The following is an 18,836-nucleotide window of genomic DNA, read 5'->3' as shown; positions in this document are numbered from 1 at the left end:
TGAGCCCGCTTTATTTTGCCAAGCCAATCAATAACACAATAATTAGCTTAAAGGTTTTCTTCTGCAAACTCGGCTAAACGACTTCTTACCACACCATTAATATAAATATTGGCGCTACCCTCAAAGTGTTTAAACCGTTCAACAATATAAGTTAACCCTGATGTTACTGGCGATAAATAATTGGAATCAATTTGTGCCAAATTACCCGAGCACACCAACTTAGTGCCCTCACCACAACGGGTAATAATAGTTTTAATCTGTGATGCAGTTAAATTTTGACACTCATCAAGCAGCACAAAGGCATTTTGAATTGAACGTCCACGCATAAAGTTAATTGATTTAAATTGAATATTGGCTTTATCAAAAATATATTTCATTGAACCATCAGTGCAGACATCATGCTTATGTAATGCTTCCATAGTGTCGGTAACCGCCGCTAACCACGGTAACATTTTCTCTTCTTCAGTACCGGGTAGAAAACCAATTGATTCAGCAATTTCAGGTGTATTACGCGTAACAATAATTTTGTCATACATGCCTTTTTCTATAACCTGCTCTAACGCTGCTGCCATCGCTAAAATGGTTTTACCACAACCAGCAGGACCAGTTAATATCACTAAATCAATACTGGGATCGAGCATGGCGTCCAATGCCATACCTTGATAAATATTTTTAGGGTGAACCCCCCAGGCTTGACGATGCATTAAGCGCTCATAACTGATGTCTTTAATGGTAACATCTTCACCATCAATGGCTTTTATTCGCACAGCAAATTCATCACTATCATCCAATAGGTATTGATTCATATACGGATTATCAAATAGCGATCGTGGCAACGTATGTAAGGTAGAATTGCCTCGATTTTCAGAATGACACTCAGCAACATTACTCCAAAAATTACCCTCATAGCGATGAAAACCTTTGCTGAGTAAGGCGATATCATCAATCAATTGATCTGAACGATAATCATCAACGTTCAGCACACCAGCACCTTTGGCTCGCAAGCGCATATTGATATCTTTCGTCACTAAGACTACGCTTCTAGGGGTATGTTTTTGTTGTAGAAAAAGAACACTATTAAGAATACGGTTATCACCTGCTTTATCACTAAAAGCGTGCACCGTTTGTTTGACTTCATAATCAGCAAAAATAGCAATGGTGCCGTTATGTGGAATCTGATCATTGAAAGGAATACCCGCTGCAATTTGCTCAGGGGTCGCATCGTGAAAGATATTTTCTAGTGCGCGAATAGCAACCCGCGCATCACGTGAAACATCACGCTTACTGTCTTTAATACGATCTAATTCTTCCAGTACCGTCATCGGGATCACGACATCGTGTTCCTGGAAAGAAAAGATAGCGAGAGGTTCATGAAGCAGAATATTTGTATCAAGTACAAACAGTTTCCGTTCGGTATTGTCCATAAGCACCTCCTTGGTAGGGCGAACAACAATAAACTTGGCTATCACTCTTTTAGCTTACGTCAAAATTAACGTTTGTGTTAATTACAGCATTTATAACGATTAACGTTCATAACAATTAAAGCATCTATTGATTAAACTAAAATGACATTAAGACTCACGCTTCTTTTGCACACTTTCACCGTGACCTTAATCACATCATGCAGTAACATAACTCCCCCATTTTTGAGTTATGCGTATGCCATATTATTCATCTATGCATTTAGTTTTATTATAGACGATAAACAGACAACGCGAATTATAATATTTCCTTTATATCAAATAATTAGAAGGTTTCTAGCACTATGCCATTTGCTTTGGGTCAACGTTGGATCAGTGATACAGAAAGTGATTTAGGTTTGGGAACAGTCGTCGCGATTGAGCCTCGCACTGTTAGCTTGATGTTTCCAGCATCAGATGAAAACCGTTTATACGCTCGACATGATGCACCAGTTACCCGTGTAATGTTTAATGTTGGCGATGTGATTGAAAGCCACGAAGGCTGGTCGCTCAAAGTTGAAGCGATCGAAGAAGATAAAGGAATTATCACTTATATCGGTACCCGTACAGATACCGAAGAAAGCGATGTCGCGTTACGTGAAATATTTCTAAGCCATCAAATTCGTTTCAATAAACCACAAGATAAATTATTTGCAGGTCAAATTGATCGTATGGATCGATTTGCATTACGTTACCGCGCGCTAAAAAATCAATATGAACAGCTAAAAAGCCCATTGCGTGGTTTATGTGGCATGCGTGCAGGTTTGATTCCACACCAACTTTACATCGCTCACGAAGTCGGTCGTCGTTATGCACCGCGCGTACTTTTAGCCGATGAAGTAGGTTTAGGTAAAACCATTGAAGCGGGCATGATCATTCACCAACAAGTGCTATCTGGCCGTGCTGAACGTATTCTGATTTTGGTACCCGAAACACTACAGCATCAATGGCTTGTAGAAATGATGCGTCGCTTTAATCTGCACTTTTCTATTTTTGATGAAGAGCGTTGTGTTGAATCTTTAGCGGATGCGGCTAACCCATTTGATACCGCACAATACGTGTTGTGTTCACTCGATTTCCTACGCAAAAGCCGTCGTCGATTTGAGCAAGCATTAGATGCCGATTGGGATCTATTAATTGTCGATGAAGCGCACCACCTTGAATGGAGTGAAGAGCGTCCAAGCCGTCAATACCAAGTGGTTGAAGCTATTGCTGAAAAAACACCTGGCGTATTACTGCTAACGGCAACCCCTGAACAATTAGGCCGTGAAAGCCACTTTGCTCGCCTACGCTTATTAGACCCTGATCGTTTTTACGATTACGAAGCCTTCGTCGAAGAAGAACGTCAATATGAGCCGGTTGCTGACGCCGTATCAAAATTACTTGCCGGTGAAAAACTTGATAGTAACGCTAAGCAGACTCTAGTTGATTTGCTTGCAGGCCAAAACGTTGAGCCAATGATCACTGCCATTGAAAATGCAACCACAGCAGATGATGCAGAAGCGCTTGAAGCACGTCACGAATTAATCCGTAATCTCATGGATCGTCACGGTACTGGCCGCGTATTATTCCGTAACACTCGTTCCGCAATCAAAGGTTTCCCTAAGCGTCACCTTAATATGTACCCATTACCAATGCCAAATCAGTACAGCACCGCAATGCGTGTAGCTGGCATGATGGCAGGTAAACTAAGCATTAATGAAAAAGCAATTAAACTGCTTTACCCTGAAGATATCTATCAAGAGTTTGAAGGTGAATCAGCAACATGGTGGAACTTTGATCCTCGCATTAATTGGCTGCTAGATATGCTCAAAGCCAACCGTAATGAGAAAGTGTTGGTGATCTGTTCACGTGCTCAAACTGCATTAACATTAGAGCAAGCTTTACGAGAGCGTGAAGGTATTCGTGCGACCGTGTTCCACGAAGGCATGTCTATTATTGAACGTGATAAAGCGGCAGCATATTTCGCGCAAGAAGAAAGTGGCGCTCAAGTATTAATCTGTTCAGAGATTGGTTCAGAAGGTCGTAACTTCCAATTTGCTAATCAATTAGTGATGTTTGATTTACCAAGTAACCCTGATTTACTAGAGCAACGTATTGGTCGTTTAGATCGCATCGGTCAGCAACGTGAAATTGAAATTCACGTACCGCACCTTGAAGGTACCTCACAAGCCTTATTAGCACGTTGGTTTAACGAAGGCTTAAATGCCTTTGAAGAGACCTGCCCAACGGGTCGTCCTGTTTATGAAGCGGTATGTGAAGATTTAATCACACTACTTGCTAGTGATAAGCAAGACAGTGACGCACTGGAAGCGGTGATCACTCAAAGTGCAGCACTGCATAACGAACTTAAAGGTAAACTTGAACAAGGCCGTGACCGCTTACTTGAAATCCACTCTAATGGTGGTGAAGCGGCACAACAGTTAGTGGAACAAATTAGTAGTAAAGATGGCGATACTAACTTGGTCTCTTTTGCACTGGGTTTGTTTGATACTATCGGCCTGAACCAAGACGACAAGGGTGAAAATGCGATTGTGGTAACACCATCAGAACACATGATGGTTGCAAGCTACCCAGGCTTACCTTATGACGGTTGCACCATCACTTTTGATCGTAACACTGCACTATCACGCGAAGACTTACACTTTATCAGCTGGGAGCACCCAATGATTCAAGGTGGCATTGAATTACTATTAAGTGAAGGTGTGGGAACAACAGCAGTTTCATTATTGAAAAACAAAGCACTGCCTGTTGGTACCTTGTTATTAGAGCTGATTTACGTGGTTGATGCGCAAGCACCAAAACAATCCGGCATTGGTCGTTTCTTACCGAAAACACCGATTCGCATTTTACTTGATAGTAAAGGTAACAATCTATCTGCCAATGTTGAATTTGAAAGCTTTAACCGTCAGTTAAGTCCAATTAACCGCCATTTAGGCAGCAAATTAGTTAACTCAGTACAAAAAGATATCCATACTCTTATTGCTCATGCTGAACGTGAAATTGACAAAGAATTAGTCACCGTACGTAGTCAAGCACAAGCCGAGATGGAAGCGACTTTACGTGCTGAACATCAGCGTTTACTTGCACTAAAAGCAGTTAACCCCAACATTCGTGATGACGAATTAGAGTTAATCGAATCTCAAATTTTGGATTTGACAGATTATATTGCTAAAGCTCAAATTCAGTTAGATTCACTACGTTTGATCGTTGTTAGCCATAACTAATTACTGATGTTATCGTTATAAAAATTTGACCGTCGATAGTATGTTTACAGCATCTTATCGGCGGTTTTTTTTATGGCTAACGTACTATAGACATACCAATTGTAAGGCATTCATATTAGTATGCTGACCAATTTTTCACTCTCAATTTGCGAGCGCATCATGAAACCATTGCCAGTGCTGAACTATAATCCACCCACAGATCCTTGGCTGGATACTCTTTTTATTGATAATGATATTATAGCGGTCAATAAACCAGCCGGTCTGTTATCAAATCCAGGTCGCCAGCCTGAGCATCATGACAGTGTGTTTGCGCGCGTATTAGCTCAATATCCTCAATCACAAATTGTACATCGGTTAGATATGGGCACCTCTGGCTTGATTGTATTGGCTTTAAATAAAGCAGCTGAACGTCATTTCAAAGCACAATTTCGTGAACGTGAAACTAAAAAAGTATATTACGCACGGGTTTGGGGACACATGGAGCATGATACGGGTACGGTTGATTTACCATTAATTTGTGATTGGCCTAATCGTCCGCGTCAAAAAGTATGTTTTGATGATGGTAAACCTTCTGTGACTCACTATGAAGTACTAAGTCGTGATGAGAATAGCACTCTCGTTCGCTTATTACCTATCACAGGGCGTTCACATCAGCTACGAGTACATATGCAAGCACTAGGACATCCGATTTTAGGTGATAAATTCTATGCTAATGACGATGCGATTGCGGCATCACCACGATTGTTACTGCATGCTGCTGAGCTAACTTTTACCCATCCAGGGACTGATGAACCAATGCACCTGTTTGCGCCGTGTGAATTTTACCCACAAGCACTAACGCAAACAATTTACCCGTAAACGGTAGGCATCTTTCACAATGAATGCTAGCTTACAGCTTGCATTCATTGTTTATTGAGATGACCCATGGAAACTATCGTTTTTCTTGATCATGGCACTATTCCGGCACACATTAGTCTTCCTCGCCCTGATTTTTGTCACCAATGGCATCAATACGACACAACACCACCATCACAAGTGGTTGAACGCCTACAACACGCCACGATAGCAATCACTAATAAAGTTGTACTAGATAGTCAGGTACTAGCTCAATTACCGCAGCTTAAATTTATCGCCATTGCTGCAACAGGGACCAATAACGTTGATCTCGACTATTGTCGAACTCACAACATCAAAGTTGCCAATATTCAGGGCTATGCCACACGCTCGGTACCTGAGCACGTTATTGCAATGATCTTTGCCCTTAAACGTAATCTTGCGGGTTATCATCAAGATATTGCTAACGGTGAATGGCAACGTCAGCAACAATTTTGTTTTTTCACGCACTCCATTACCGATGTTGCAGGATCAACCTTAGGTATTATTGGTAACGGCTCTTTAGGTCAGGCTGTTGCGACACTGGCACGCGCCATTGGCATGGAGGTTTTATTTGCCGAGCATGCAGGAGCAAGCCAGTGCCGAGATGGTTACCACCCTTTTGAGCAAGTGCTACGCGAAGCTGACATTATTAGCTTACATTGCCCACTGACACCAACCACCCATAATATGATTGCAGCACAGCAATTAGCACTAATGAAATCAAGCGCAATAATAATTAATACTAGCCGCGGTGGTTTAATTAACGAACAAGCCTTAGTTAATGCACTCCTCTCTCACCAAATAGCAGGAGCAGGAATCGATGTTTTTACAACCGAGCCAGCATTGCCATCAAATCCATTAGTTGCTCATAGTCAGCTATCAAACCTGATTCTAACGCCACATGTCGCGTGGGGATCAGATTTCGCCATTCAAACTTTAGTTAAACAATTGATAGATAATATTAATAGCTTTCATCAAGGCACCCATAAAAACCAGCTGTAATCTCGATTTTTAACCACAAAAAAGCGAGCATTGCGCTCGCTTTTTTTCAATTGCTAATTGCGGTTCAACTGTCGATTCCGTTAGCTGACTATTTAAAGCCTTTTTCTTTACGAATCAGATCATAAGCCGCTTGCAGTTCTTGAGTCTTTTGCTTTGCAATTTCCATCATTTCTGGCGGCAAACCTTTAGCTGCCAATTTATCTGGATGATGTTCATTCATTTGCTTACGGTAAGCACGTTTCACTTCTTGCGCAGAAGCATCTTCATTAACGCCTAACACCTTAAATGCATCCGCTAATTGATCTCGTGTAGGTGGTGCTTGAAAACCACCTCCTTGCTGTTGATACTGCTGATGGAAGCCGCCTTGTTGGAAACGAAATGCTGCTTCTTGCATCTGTAAACGTTGTTCTAATTGTGCTTCAGAGAAACCAAGATAACGCGCAATAACATGCAAGAGTTGACGCTCTTTCGGGTGTAATTCACCATCAGCAAACGCCGCTTGAATTTGCAATTCTAAGAAAAACTGTAATAAGTCAGCTCGGCCGGCACTATTACGAACGCGATTAAGGGTTTCTTCTAATGGGAAGTTATCTTCCTTACCTTCACGAAACGCATTTTGTGCTTGGCGACGAGATTCTCCCTGCAGCCCCATTCGATCCATGATCGTACTGGCGACACGAATTTCATTTTCAGTGACACGTCCTTTGGCCTTTGCCATGTGCCCCATGGTAGCAAAACAAGCATTAAAGAACTCAGCTTGGCGCTCTGCATTAGTGGCATTTTTACCACCAAAACCGCCAAAACCACCATTTTTTTGGCGGGCATACGCTTTATCAAATTGATGACCAATAAATAAGCCAATTAAAAAACCTATATATTTAGGGCCAAGCAATATTCCCAGTAGAGCACCGAAAATTTTTCCCCATATACCCGTTCTCTGCATTCTATACTCTCTGGTAGTTCGTTAATTTTTTCACTGTTTACCCAACAGCATGCGCTGAAAAGATGCCGTCGCGTTAAATTTGCATTATGATAGCTGTCATTTGTCGGGAATGCTTGTAAAAAGCGCAACAATTCGCCTTGCACCAAATTGATACAGGAATGTTGAATTAGATGTCACTTACCTCTCACAGTTTACTAGCCACAATGATTAGCTTAGCCCTATATGGCCCAGCAATGGCAGCTGACATTACCCCAACAAGCGGTGATAGTCACAACCAAAAAAACATTGCTGACCCTGCTAATAATGCAATTAATGGTAACAAAAATCCAATTGCGATGGTACGTGGTGTCTGCATCCCGGAAAAAGATCGCAAACAAGATACCAATAACGAACCGATCCATATCAGTGCTAACCGTGTTGAAGCACAACAAAATACAGCCGCTGTATATTCTGGTGATGTGGTAGTAAAACAAGGCACACGGACGATTGTTGCCGATAAAGCGACCTTGCAACAACCAGCCAACATTGTGACGGCAGATGGCAATGTTTTCTATCAAGATGGCGGCATGGACATTGATGCCAAAAGCTTAACTAGCGATCTTGATACCAAAGATGCTCAAATGGATGATGCCATCTATAAAATGACCTGTCAGGCTGGACGAGGGGACGCTAAATTAATTGAGCGTCGTAATGTTGACGGCACTCAGTTTTATAAGATGACAGATGGAACTTACACCACCTGTCCTGCTAACGATAAAAGTTGGCGCTTCGCTGCGGGCAGTTTAGATCGTGATGGTGACTCACCGTTTGCAGATCTGTATAACGCCCGCTTTGAAGTCCTTGATGTGCCTGTGTTTTATCTACCGTGGTTACGTGTTCCTGTTACTGATCAACGTCTTACTGGTTTTCTATATCCGTCAATTAGTTACGGTTCGAAAAACGGTATGGAGCTAGAAACACCTTTTTACTGGAACATAGCTCCCAATTACGACTTAACTTTTACTCCTAAGTATATGAACCACAGAGGATTACAGTTAACCTCTGAGTTCCGTTATCTGTCTGATTTTGGTCAAGGTAAAGTCATTGGGGAGTATTTAGGCCACGATAAAAAATACCGCGATTATGATCAGCGTTGGGGATTCCAATGGACGCATAGCGGTATTATCGATAAAAACTGGTTGCTAAATATCGATTACAGCAAAGTCAGTGATGCAAAATATTTTGATGACGTCGACTCTATTATTGGTCAACGTGAAGATAATAACTTATTGCAAACGGCATCGTTGGCTTATCGTAATGATAATTGGGACACTAACTTAATGGTACGTGACTTCCAACCACTGACTGAAAGTGGCGAAGGCACGCAGTACCGTTTAATGCCTCAACTATCAAGCACCTATTATAAATCAGATCTTCCTTATGGGTTAGATTTTAGTTTACCAATGAGTATCAGTAAATTTGATACCGATGATAGATCGAAGCCAACAGCGGATCGAGTAACAGTAGAACCTACATTAACCTTGCCGTATGCGACCCCTTGGTGGTCTGTTACCACGCAAGCTAAATTAATGTATGCCCATTACAATCAGCAATTTGATGTTCAGGCAAACCCTGATCTCAACACGCTAGATAAAACAGCAGACCGCACGGTGCCCGAGTTTAGAGTCAACAGTAGCTTGTACTTTGAACGTGACACCTCGATCATGGGTGAGCATTACACTCAAAGTTTAGAGCCACAACTACAATATTTATATGTGAAAGATGTTGATCAAAGTGGCATCTATAATCCCGTTAATTATAGCGGTGGCGGCTATGACTCAACCCGCTTACAACAAGACTATTACGGCCTATTTAGCGACAGAACTTATAGTGGTCATGATTATATCGCGCCAGCTAACCAATTTACCGTTGGTGCGACCACACGTTATTATGATGCAGACTTTAAGGAACGTTTTACCCTTTCATTGGGTCAAATTTTCTATATTGATAAACCCGTCGCTGATGGCACTGATGCAAAAAGCTATTCTGCAACCGCATTAGAGACTGAATTCAACCTTGATGATAATTTATTCTTCAAGAGTGCAATGCAATATGATTCAAGTGAAAATGAAGTTCAACAAGGCAGCACCGCGGTTGAATACCGTAATGGGCGTGTGTTTGTACAACCAAGTTATCGCTATGTTTCTAGTAGTTATCTAACCAAATATGTTGATAATCCCAATATTGAAGTCAATGGCAAGCGCGATGGTATTTCACAATTAGGTTTATCGGCAGGTTTCCCTATTAATGACAATATTGATGTTACAGCGGATTACTTCCAAGATATGAACGTCAATAAAATGTTAGAGAGTCGTGTAGGCTTAGTTTACCGCTCGGCATGTTGGATGATAGGTTTAAGCTATAATCGCTATGCAAAAGATCCATTGAACCAAGATTTTACCGAATACGACAGCAATGTTAGTTTCTCGTTTAGTCTACTTGGTCTTCAAGGTGCACGACCATTTGGTCAAACATCAGATGATGGCGACAATATTCTGGGTTATGCAGACCCATTCACACTTAAAAATTAATGATCGTGGCGATAACATAATCGCCACTCAACATGACGGACTATAAATGAAAAAGTGGAAGTATTCGGCGCTAAGCGTAATGCTTATGGGTATGACAGCAACAGCGATGGCAGCCCCTCAACCGCAAGAATTAAATCAAATTGTCACCACAGTTAATGACGGCGTGATTTTACAAAGTGACGTCGATGCAATGTTGAAAACCGTTCATCTCAATGCTGCGGCAGAAGGCCAACAACTGCCTCCGAACAATATTTTACGTCAGCAAGTGATGGATAAATTGATCATGGAAAATTTGCAGATCCAACAAGCTAAACAGCTGGGATTACGCATTGATGATAGCCAATTAGATCAAGCCGTTGCTGATGTTGCTAAACAACGTAATATGACCGTGACTCAACTACGTCAAGATTTAGCCAATGCGGGTATTAGCTACCCAATGTTCCGTGAGCAATTACGTAACGACATGCTAGCCTCTGAAGCACGTACCATTATTGTACGTAAACGCGTTAACATTCTTCCTCAAGAAGTGGATAACCTTGCAGCTCAATTAGCAAAACAAACCCAACAAAACGTGCAATACAATATCAGCCAAATTCAAATTGCTGTCGATGATGATGCTGATAAAGCTACGCGTGAAAAAGCCAAGCAAGAAGCAGACAAGATTTATGCTGAGATCAAACAAGGCGCTAATTTTGCTGAATTGGCTTACCGCTACTCAAAAGGTCCTAAAGCTCTAAAAGGCGGTGAATGGGGCTGGATGAGTAAAGAAGAAATGCCAACAATTTTTGCTGACCAAATTAAAACCAGCAGCAAAGACAGTGTAATCGGTCCTTTCCGTAGTGGTGTTGGTTACCATATTTTAAAAATTAATGACGTTAAAGGCATGCCAACCGTTTCAGTGGTTGAAGTAAAAGCACGTCATATTTTAATTAAAACCTCGGTTATTCTTAGTGATGCAGCGGCAAAACGTGAACTAGAAACGATTCGTCAAAAAATCATTAGCGGCAAAGAAACATTTGCAGCAGCAGCAAAACAATACAGTGCAGATCCAGGTTCTGCGGCTAACGGTGGCCAATTAGGTTGGCAAGTACCATCAATCTATGCGCCTGCGTTTGAAAAAGAAGTTGAAACATTACCTGTTGATCAAATTAGCCAACCGTTTAAATCACAGTTCGGCTGGCACATTGTTGAAGTTGAAGGCCGTCGTAATGTCGATCGTACTGAAGCCGCATTAAAAAATCGTGCCGCTCAAATCCTATTTAACCGTAAGTTTAATGAAGAAGCACAAACATGGTTACAAGACCTTCGTGCTGGCGCATATATCGAACAAATGAATAAGGTAAATAATGGCTAATAACAAGCATATGACTAACACACAACGGATTGTTATCACCCCAGGTGAACCGGCCGGGATTGGCCCTGATCTAGTCATTGCCTTGTGCCAACAACCTTGGCCTCACCAACTTGTCGTTTGTGCTGATGCGCAGGTTATGGTAGAACGTGCGGCTCAATTAGGTTTACCTTTAACCATTTTGCCTTATCAGCCCGAGTTAGCAGCGCAACCGCATCAAGCGGGAACCATGACTGTCGTTCAGGTTGATAGCGCCACTGAGGTTGTCTGTGGACAGCTTAACGAACAAAATGGTCTCTATGTACTAGCGACACTAGAGCGTGCAGCTGCAGGCTGTATGAGTGGTGAGTTTGCTGCGGTTGTAACCGGCCCTGTTCATAAAGGGGTTATTAACCGCGCTGGGGTTTCTTTTAGTGGCCACACTGAATTTTTTGCACAACAGTCTGATACTGCGCAAGTTGTTATGATGCTTGCAACAGAAGGATTACGGGTTGCTTTAGTGACAACCCATATTCCGTTAAACTGTGTAGCAAAAGCCATTACAGAACCTCGGCTAAAGCAAGTTATTCGTATCTTGCATGCTGATCTAGTGACTAAATTTGGTATTGCGTCTCCCAAAATTTATGTTTGTGGGCTCAATCCTCATGCCGGTGAAGATGGCTGTTTGGGCATGGAAGAAATTGATACCATTGCTCCAACATTAGAACAACTACGTCAACAAGAAAGCATGGATCTTATCGGACCGTTACCGGCTGATACCATCTTTCAAGAAAAATATTTAGCTGATGCCGATACGGTGTTAGCCATGTATCACGATCAAGGGTTACCGGTGCTGAAATACAAAGGCTTCGGTAAGTCAGTCAACATTACGTTGGGACTGCCCTTTATCAGAACTTCAGTAGATCATGGTACCGCACTGGAACTCGCAGGTACTGGGCAAGCAGACATAGGTAGCCTTCGGACAGCGCTATCCCACGCCCTCGAATTGGTAGAAAAACAAGCATGAGCAGCGATCAAGTCCACTTAGGTCACCGCGCGCGTAAGCGCTTTGGCCAAAACTTTTTAAAAGACCCATATATTATTGATGGCATTGTGTCAGCGATTAACCCTCTACCAGGCCAAAACTTGGTAGAAATTGGCCCCGGCCTTGGTGCGATCACTGAATATGTTGGTAAGTTAGTTGATAAATTTACAGTTATCGAACTTGACCGAGATTTGGCTGAGCGTTTACGTAATCACCCAGATCTAGCGTCAAAGCTTACTATTCACGAAGGTGATGCAATGCGTTTCGACTTTACGCAACTTATTAAAGAAAATAATAAGTTACGTATCTTCGGTAACTTGCCTTACAACATATCAACCCCATTGATGTTCCACATTTTTGAATTCCATAAAGACGTACTAGATATGCACTTTATGCTTCAAAAAGAAGTGGTTAATCGTCTTGCTGCGGGTCCTGGTAGTAAAGCTTATGGCCGTTTAACGGTAATGGCGCAATACTACTGTAAAGTGATGCCAGTATTGGAAGTTCCACCAGAATCTTTCGTACCAGCACCAAAAGTAGATTCAGCAGTAGTACGTTTAACGCCGTATGAAGTGCTACCGTTCCCATGTACTAACCTTAAATGGCTAGATCGTGTGTGTCGTGAAGGCTTCAACCAACGTCGTAAAACAATCCGTAACTGTTACAAAGGGTTGTTCACACCAGAACAACTAGAAGCGCTAGGTATTAACCCTGGCCATCGCCCAGAAAACATTACGGTAGAACAATTTGTTGCTATGGCAAATTGGCTTGACGCTAATTTCCAAAAAGAAGAGCAATAACGTTATCGCGCATTAACAACTGCGCTTATAACATAATAACCCTGTGTAACGTATCACGTGCTATGCAGGGTTTTCTTTATTTATCAGCCAACAATACTAAAATGAGAATAAATCATCAGCAAAGGATATTGCCTGTGAGTCTCTCATCTCCTCCAACGATCAAATGCCATGTTGTCAGTCATTATCTAGCAGAACAATCGCAACCGGATCAGCAACGTTATGTATTTTCATACACGATCACTATTAAAAATCTAGGCCGCGGTAGCGCCCACTTACTAACACGCTATTGGTTAATTACTGATGCTAATGGCAAAAAATTAGTTATTGAAGGTGAAGGCGTCGTCGGACAACAACCCCATATAAACGCAGCAGATGAATTCACTTATACCAGCGGTACTATCATCGAAACCCCTGTCGGTGTTATGCAAGGTCAATACACCATGGAAGATGAAGCAGGTAATCGCTTTAAAGTTGAAGTCATACCATTTCGACTAGCAATGCCGAACATTCTTCATTAACCTAATGCGATTAATTTCATGTTAATTAACGCATTGATAATGGGAGCACCATGGCGACTTATCTTGTCGGTGATATTCAAGGTTGTTTACCCGACTTAAAAAAATTACTGGCCCAAGCAAATTTCGATCCTCATCATGATCATTTATGGCTTGCTGGCGATCTGGTTGCTCGCGGCCCAGAATCGTTAGAAACATTACGCTTTGTAAAAGCATTGGGCGATCATGCTACGGTCATTTTAGGCAATCATGATCTGCATTTATTAGCGGTATCTCATCAACTGGCGCGCGCTAAAAAAAGCGATAATATCCATCAAATTTTTACCGCTGAAGATGGCCCAGAACTCCTTAATTGGTTGCGCCACCAGCCATTATTAGCGGAACATCCTCATTACCCATTGGTTATGGTGCATGCGGGTATTACGCCACAATGGACGCTTGAACAGGCGCGTCAACATGCACGAGAAGTCGAGGCTCTGCTTCAGTCTGATGATTACTTGTGGTTATTAAAAAACATGTATGGTGATGGCCCAGATTGGTGGCAAGACGATCTTTCTCAAATAGAACGGTTACGATTTACGATCAACAGTTTTACGCGAATGCGATTTTGCGATCCTCAAGGACGATTGGATATGCACTGTAAAGTACAACCCAATGATCCAAGTGCTGGTAACTTGATCCCTTGGTTTGATGTTAAGCGCGCACAACCATTAGCAAAGACGATTATCTTTGGTCATTGGGCTGCCTTAATGGGTCATCAAGATGAGCACTGTATTGGATTAGATACTGGCTGTGTATGGGGCAATAGCTTAACTATGCTGCGTTGGGAAGATGGGCAGCGATTCGTTACTGAGTGCCCACTTTACGCATGATCGCGACACATAAAAATGCCGACAGTTATTGTCGGCATTCTTGATATTAACGTCTGCAACTTTGGTTATGATCGCTCTAAGATCACAAACTCCATCGCATAAGCATTTTTATCATCTGCAGCATAATGCTGACTTTCAATAGTATCCCAATGTTCGCCCCATTCAGGAAATTGGGTATCGCCGTCGAGATCTGCATCAATAAATGTCAGGTATAACCGATCTACACACGGTAAATAAGCCTGATAAATACTGCCACCACCAATAATCATCATTTCTTCAGCATTCGCTGCTGCTAACTGTGCAGCCGCCATATCACCGACAACAGTGATCCCTTCAGCATTAAAATCAGGATTACGACTAATAACAATATTTAATCTACCAGGTAATGGACGCCCAATTGATTCAAAGGTTTTACGTCCCATAACAATCGGTTTACCAAGTGTACAACGCTTAAACCATGCAAAATCAGCAGGTAAATGCCATGGCATACTATTATCTTTGCCAATGATCCGTTGGTGTGCCATTGCGGCGATCATGCTGATCTTCATCTTTGCGTCTCCATTTCCGTTGTCAGTGTCGTCTTTTCATTCTGAGTAGTTATACCACAGGACGACGACGATAGAACAATAACCCAGGCATCGCGAGTCCAATCGCTAACGCAGCAACAATAAACATCGCTTTTAGCACGTTATCGATCATCAATCCCCATAGGGCTAACGAAAAGCCGCGGTGATTAATCTCAACAATCGCAATCATAGCTTTAAAAGCAAACACGCCAGGAACCATAGGGATCAACGCCGCTACTGTAAACACTTTAGGATGAGCTAAAAAACGGTGCGACCAATGCACTCCTATCATACCAACCAGCGTAGCAGCCACAAGCGTTGACCATTCAATAGAAAGCCCCCAATGCATTAATAGAAACCGCGTTCCATGGCCAATAGCACCACCAATCGCACAATATTTAAGGGCCTTTTGTGGCACATTAAACACTAATGCAAACCCTAATGCAGGGATCATCGCCAATAGCATATCATTGAGTAACGCTAGGATTAACGTCATAGCAACCACCCCCATACGCCCAATACATTCATCGCTGCGATGATGCCCATGCAGGTCGATAAGGTTAATAAACTTGCCATGGTCCAACGGGCTAACCCCATACTTGGAAAACCTTTCACCATGTCAGCAATAGCATTAATTAGCGGGAAACCAGGGACTAACATCAGTACTGATGAAGCCATAGCTAAAAAGGGTTGATCGCCGATATTATAGACTTCACCAAGGCCTGAAATGAGCGTAGTTACAAACGCTGTTACTCCAAAATTAAGCAGTGGATTAAAATGGTAACTGGCGATTAGTTGGCGGACATACATTCCCACAGAAGAGGCACAAAAAGTCAGTAAAAAAACAGGCCAATCGCCACCAGCTAAACGGCTAAATGCGGCACAGGATAGACCTATCATAACCACCACTAACCAGCGATTATAACGTTGAGTTTTGAGGTTTTCTAAGCGGTATTGAACGTCATTATCATCCAACAACCCCCGCTCAACAAGAATACAAATTCGTTGAATATCGGTCACTATTTGCATGTTGATCCCGCCGTCTTGGCAACGTCGAGTTGTGGTAATACAACAACCTAAATGGCGAGTACTGATCACCATTGAACTCGCCGATAATGACACCTCAACATGCTCGACACCAAGCGCTAATCCCAATCGGCGGGTAACATCCATAATTACGGTACTCTCAGCGCCATGCTGTAATAACCGCTGTCCCGCCTCTATTGCCAACCGAGTCACTTTCCGTTGCTGGGTTTCGCTCAACGGTAGCAAAACCCTCTCCATGTTGATATCCATTTACAATCCATTATAAAAATCATTTCAGAATAACTAGCATACCTAACCCACGACCAGGCGTGTTGATTAAGCACAAAAAAAAGCCACACCTCAACGGTATGGCTTCTTATGCATGTCGCCGATAATGGCTTATGGCTTATGGCTTATAGATGATTTCTACATCGTAATCATCTTCATTCCAGTCATCCCAATCATCATCATCGTCTTCATCCTGAACTTTCTTAATCTGCTCAGCGTGGTAATCATCCCACTTAAAGTCGACTTTATCTTCTTTCTGCTCTTCAACTTCATACTTAACACGAGGTAATGCCTCGATAGCAGCCATCAGATCATAAGTCAGCTCTTTAGTACCAATGCGGTTTAACGCTGAGATACTATAATGTTTGCCTTCCCATGCTAATGCTTCAAGTACTTCAGTGATCTTTTCTTGTGCTTGTTCTTCATCAAGAAGATCTGCTTTGTTAAATACGATCCAACGTGGTTTATTACCTAGCTTATCGCTGTATTGCTCAAGCTCATTGATAATAGTAAAGGCATTCTCTACTGGATCTGAACCATCGGCAGGTAACAGATCAACCATGTGTAATAACACACGACAACGCTCAAGGTGCTTCAAGAAGCGAATACCCAAGCCAGCACCGTCAGCAGCACCTTCGATTAGACCTGGAATATCAGCAACAACAAAACTACGCTCTGCATCAACACGTACCACGCCCAAGCTTGGAACAAGGGTAGTAAACGGGTAATCAGCTACTTTCGGCTTAGCAGACGATACAGCGCGAATGAAGGTAGATTTACCCGCATTAGGTAAACCTAGCATGCCCACATCAGCTAAAAGCAGTAACTCTAGGCGTAAATGACGAATTTCACCTTTACTGCCCATACTCTTTTGACGTGGAGCACGGTTTACAGATGATTTAAAGCGTGTATTACCTAGGCCGTGGAAACCGCCTTTAGCAACCATCACTTTCATACCATGTTCAGTAAGATCGGCAATCACTTCGCCCGTATCTTCGTCGATAGCACGCGTACCTACAGGTACTGTTAATACTTCATCCGCACCGCGTTTACCAGTACAGTTACCGCCACGACCATTTTCACCACGCTCAGCGGCATGGAAACGCTCAAAACGGTAATCAATTAGTGTATTGAAGTTTTCATCAGCGTACAGGTAAACGTCGCCACCGTCGCCGCCGTCGCCGCCATCAGGACCGCCACGAGGAATGTACTTTTCAGTACGAAAACTTACTACACCGTTACCGCCATCACCGGCATCGGCGCGAATAACCGCTTCATCTATAAACTTCATTTTTTTCTCCGCACTGTGGCGTTTAACATACTGCGATGAGGGCATTTAGCGCATATCACCGCGTAGTAATTATTTCATGGACCTTGGCTATTTGCCTGGGCTTATAAACTTATGGCCTATAGCACAACAAACAGCGCCACCTACCACAACTATAGCACCGAGATAGCCCCATATATTCAAAGAGACCGTCGCAACATATTGTGGCCAAGCCAAACTCGCAAGATCGACAAATAATATCGTAAACAAGGGTGTCAGTGTGATCACTGCACTCACTTGTGATGCTTGCCAACGTGCCATTGCTTCTGCAAATGCACCATAGCCAACAAGCGTGTTAACACAACAGAATAACAACATCCCTAATTGGCGGTTATCCATTGTTAAAATTTGTTGTGGTTGTGCCATGGGAGTTAGTATTACAGCACAGATAATATAAATCATCAGCAATATTTGTGCCGATGAAAATTGCCGTAATAACCACTTCTGTGCCAAGCCATAAACGACCCACACTAACGCAGCTGCAACAGCAAGGCTAACACCCACAGTATAGCCAGAAAAACTGGTAAACAACTCAATAAGCCGTTCATTAAAGAATAGGATCAAACCACTAATGAGTGCAATTACACCCACAATTTGATGACGACCTAGTTTTTCTTTAAACACCCATGCACTGGACACTAATAGCATCACAGGGGCTAATTGGATAATTACTTGTACTACGGGAGGGTTCAGATATTTTAATGAACTATTATACAGTACAAAATTACCTGCGAGACCAAGACTGGCAATGACAAGCACCACACAGCTCATTCGTCCAAGATTTGATATTGTTGGTAATTGCTTACGCCACGCTAAAAAAAGGCCTAAGCCAAACGCTGCAGTAATAAAGCGATACCAAACAATGGTAAAAGGATCCATCACTTCTACGGCTTGTTTCATTGCAATGGGTAACGCACCCCAAAAAACGGCAGTGGTCATTGCAAGAAAAAAACCCATCATCGGGCCACGATCAATCATAAACCTTCCAG

General features: G+C 42.4%; 16 protein-coding genes. 9 read left to right on the top strand and 7 right to left on the bottom strand.

Annotated features, from left to right (window positions below; all coding sequences use genetic code 11):
• Positions 1-47 precede the first annotated feature (47 nt).
• The gene (locus tag VXS03_RS15045) at positions 48-1,424 is read right to left on the bottom strand and encodes a PhoH family protein (protein ID WP_327764653.1); all 1,377 of its coding nucleotides are present in this window, start codon (positions 1,422-1,424) and stop codon (positions 48-50) included.
• Between the two features lie 341 nt (positions 1,425-1,765).
• Between VXS03_RS15045 and rapA the strand changes: the two genes are divergently transcribed.
• From rapA to VXS03_RS15030, 3 genes are all read left to right on the top strand, one after another.
• Complete coding sequence (gene rapA / locus VXS03_RS15040) at positions 1,766-4,687, top strand: RNA polymerase-associated protein RapA (RefSeq protein WP_327764652.1); 2,922 nt, start codon at positions 1,766-1,768, stop codon at positions 4,685-4,687.
• 159 nt (positions 4,688-4,846) lie between these two features.
• Positions 4,847-5,545, top strand: coding sequence for a bifunctional tRNA pseudouridine(32) synthase/23S rRNA pseudouridine(746) synthase RluA (gene rluA / locus VXS03_RS15035; RefSeq protein WP_327764651.1), 699 nt, complete (start codon positions 4,847-4,849; stop codon positions 5,543-5,545).
• Positions 5,546-5,611: 66 nt separating this feature from the next.
• Positions 5,612-6,565: a D-2-hydroxyacid dehydrogenase gene (locus VXS03_RS15030; RefSeq protein ID WP_327764649.1), complete on the top strand. Its 954-nt coding sequence runs from the start codon at positions 5,612-5,614 to the stop codon at positions 6,563-6,565.
• 88 nt (positions 6,566-6,653) lie between these two features.
• Here VXS03_RS15030 and djlA read toward each other — a convergent pair whose 3' ends face one another.
• Positions 6,654-7,508, bottom strand: a complete 855-nt coding sequence (djlA, locus tag VXS03_RS15025) for a co-chaperone DjlA (protein WP_327764647.1) — start codon at positions 7,506-7,508, stop codon at positions 6,654-6,656.
• A gap of 170 nt (positions 7,509-7,678) precedes the next feature.
• Here djlA and lptD point away from each other — a divergent pair, with 170 nt between their 5' ends.
• From lptD to VXS03_RS14995, 6 genes are all read left to right on the top strand, one after another.
• A complete protein-coding gene (gene lptD, locus VXS03_RS15020; RefSeq protein ID WP_327764645.1) occupies positions 7,679-10,078 on the top strand; it encodes an LPS assembly protein LptD in 2,400 nt (799 codons plus the stop codon).
• A gap of 46 nt (positions 10,079-10,124) precedes the next feature.
• A complete protein-coding gene (surA, locus tag VXS03_RS15015; RefSeq protein WP_327764643.1) occupies positions 10,125-11,432 on the top strand; it encodes a peptidylprolyl isomerase SurA in 1,308 nt (435 codons plus the stop codon).
• Between the two features lie 10 nt (positions 11,433-11,442).
• On the top strand, positions 11,443-12,435 hold the full coding sequence (gene pdxA, locus VXS03_RS15010) for a 4-hydroxythreonine-4-phosphate dehydrogenase PdxA (protein WP_327764768.1): 993 nt from the start codon (positions 11,443-11,445) through the stop codon (positions 12,433-12,435).
• The gene (gene rsmA, locus VXS03_RS15005) at positions 12,432-13,253 is read left to right on the top strand and encodes a 16S rRNA (adenine(1518)-N(6)/adenine(1519)-N(6))-dimethyltransferase RsmA (protein ID WP_060998499.1); all 822 of its coding nucleotides are present in this window, start codon (positions 12,432-12,434) and stop codon (positions 13,251-13,253) included. Before pdxA ends, rsmA begins: the two co-directional genes overlap by 4 nt.
• Positions 13,254-13,387: 134 nt before the next feature.
• Positions 13,388-13,771 carry a Co2+/Mg2+ efflux protein ApaG gene (gene apaG, locus VXS03_RS15000; protein ID WP_327764640.1) on the top strand — a complete coding sequence of 128 codons (384 nt, stop codon included), beginning with the start codon at positions 13,388-13,390 and terminating at the stop codon, positions 13,769-13,771.
• A 50-nt stretch (positions 13,772-13,821) separates the two neighbouring features.
• The gene (locus tag VXS03_RS14995; RefSeq protein ID WP_327764637.1) at positions 13,822-14,640 is read left to right on the top strand and encodes a symmetrical bis(5'-nucleosyl)-tetraphosphatase; all 819 of its coding nucleotides are present in this window, start codon (positions 13,822-13,824) and stop codon (positions 14,638-14,640) included.
• Between the two features lie 65 nt (positions 14,641-14,705).
• On the opposite strand, the gene folA is transcribed toward VXS03_RS14995, so the two are convergent.
• The 5 genes from folA to VXS03_RS14970 form a co-directional block, all read right to left on the bottom strand.
• Positions 14,706-15,188 carry a type 3 dihydrofolate reductase gene (folA, locus tag VXS03_RS14990; protein ID WP_327764635.1) on the bottom strand — a complete coding sequence of 161 codons (483 nt, stop codon included), beginning with the start codon at positions 15,186-15,188 and terminating at the stop codon, positions 14,706-14,708.
• A 49-nt stretch (positions 15,189-15,237) separates the two neighbouring features.
• On the bottom strand, positions 15,238-15,702 hold the full coding sequence (locus VXS03_RS14985; protein ID WP_442957456.1) for a threonine/serine exporter family protein: 465 nt from the start codon (positions 15,700-15,702) through the stop codon (positions 15,238-15,240).
• The gene (locus tag VXS03_RS14980) at positions 15,699-16,490 is read right to left on the bottom strand and encodes a threonine/serine ThrE exporter family protein (RefSeq protein ID WP_327764631.1); all 792 of its coding nucleotides are present in this window, start codon (positions 16,488-16,490) and stop codon (positions 15,699-15,701) included. The genes VXS03_RS14985 and VXS03_RS14980 overlap by 4 nt, the downstream gene beginning before the upstream one ends.
• Positions 16,491-16,638: 148 nt before the next feature.
• Complete coding sequence (gene cgtA, locus VXS03_RS14975) at positions 16,639-17,811, bottom strand: Obg family GTPase CgtA (RefSeq protein ID WP_327764629.1); 1,173 nt, start codon at positions 17,809-17,811, stop codon at positions 16,639-16,641.
• Positions 17,812-17,898: 87 nt separating this feature from the next.
• Complete coding sequence (locus VXS03_RS14970) at positions 17,899-18,825, bottom strand: DMT family transporter (RefSeq protein WP_327764628.1); 927 nt, start codon at positions 18,823-18,825, stop codon at positions 17,899-17,901.
• Positions 18,826-18,836 lie beyond the last annotated feature (11 nt).

The sequence above is a fragment of the Photobacterium sp. S4TG1 genome (assembly GCF_036040035.1).
Classification (GTDB): Bacteria; Pseudomonadota; Gammaproteobacteria; order Enterobacterales; family Vibrionaceae; genus Photobacterium.
The sequence above is the reverse complement of the archived record's forward strand: the minus strand, read 5'-3'. Positions and strand labels throughout refer to the sequence as shown.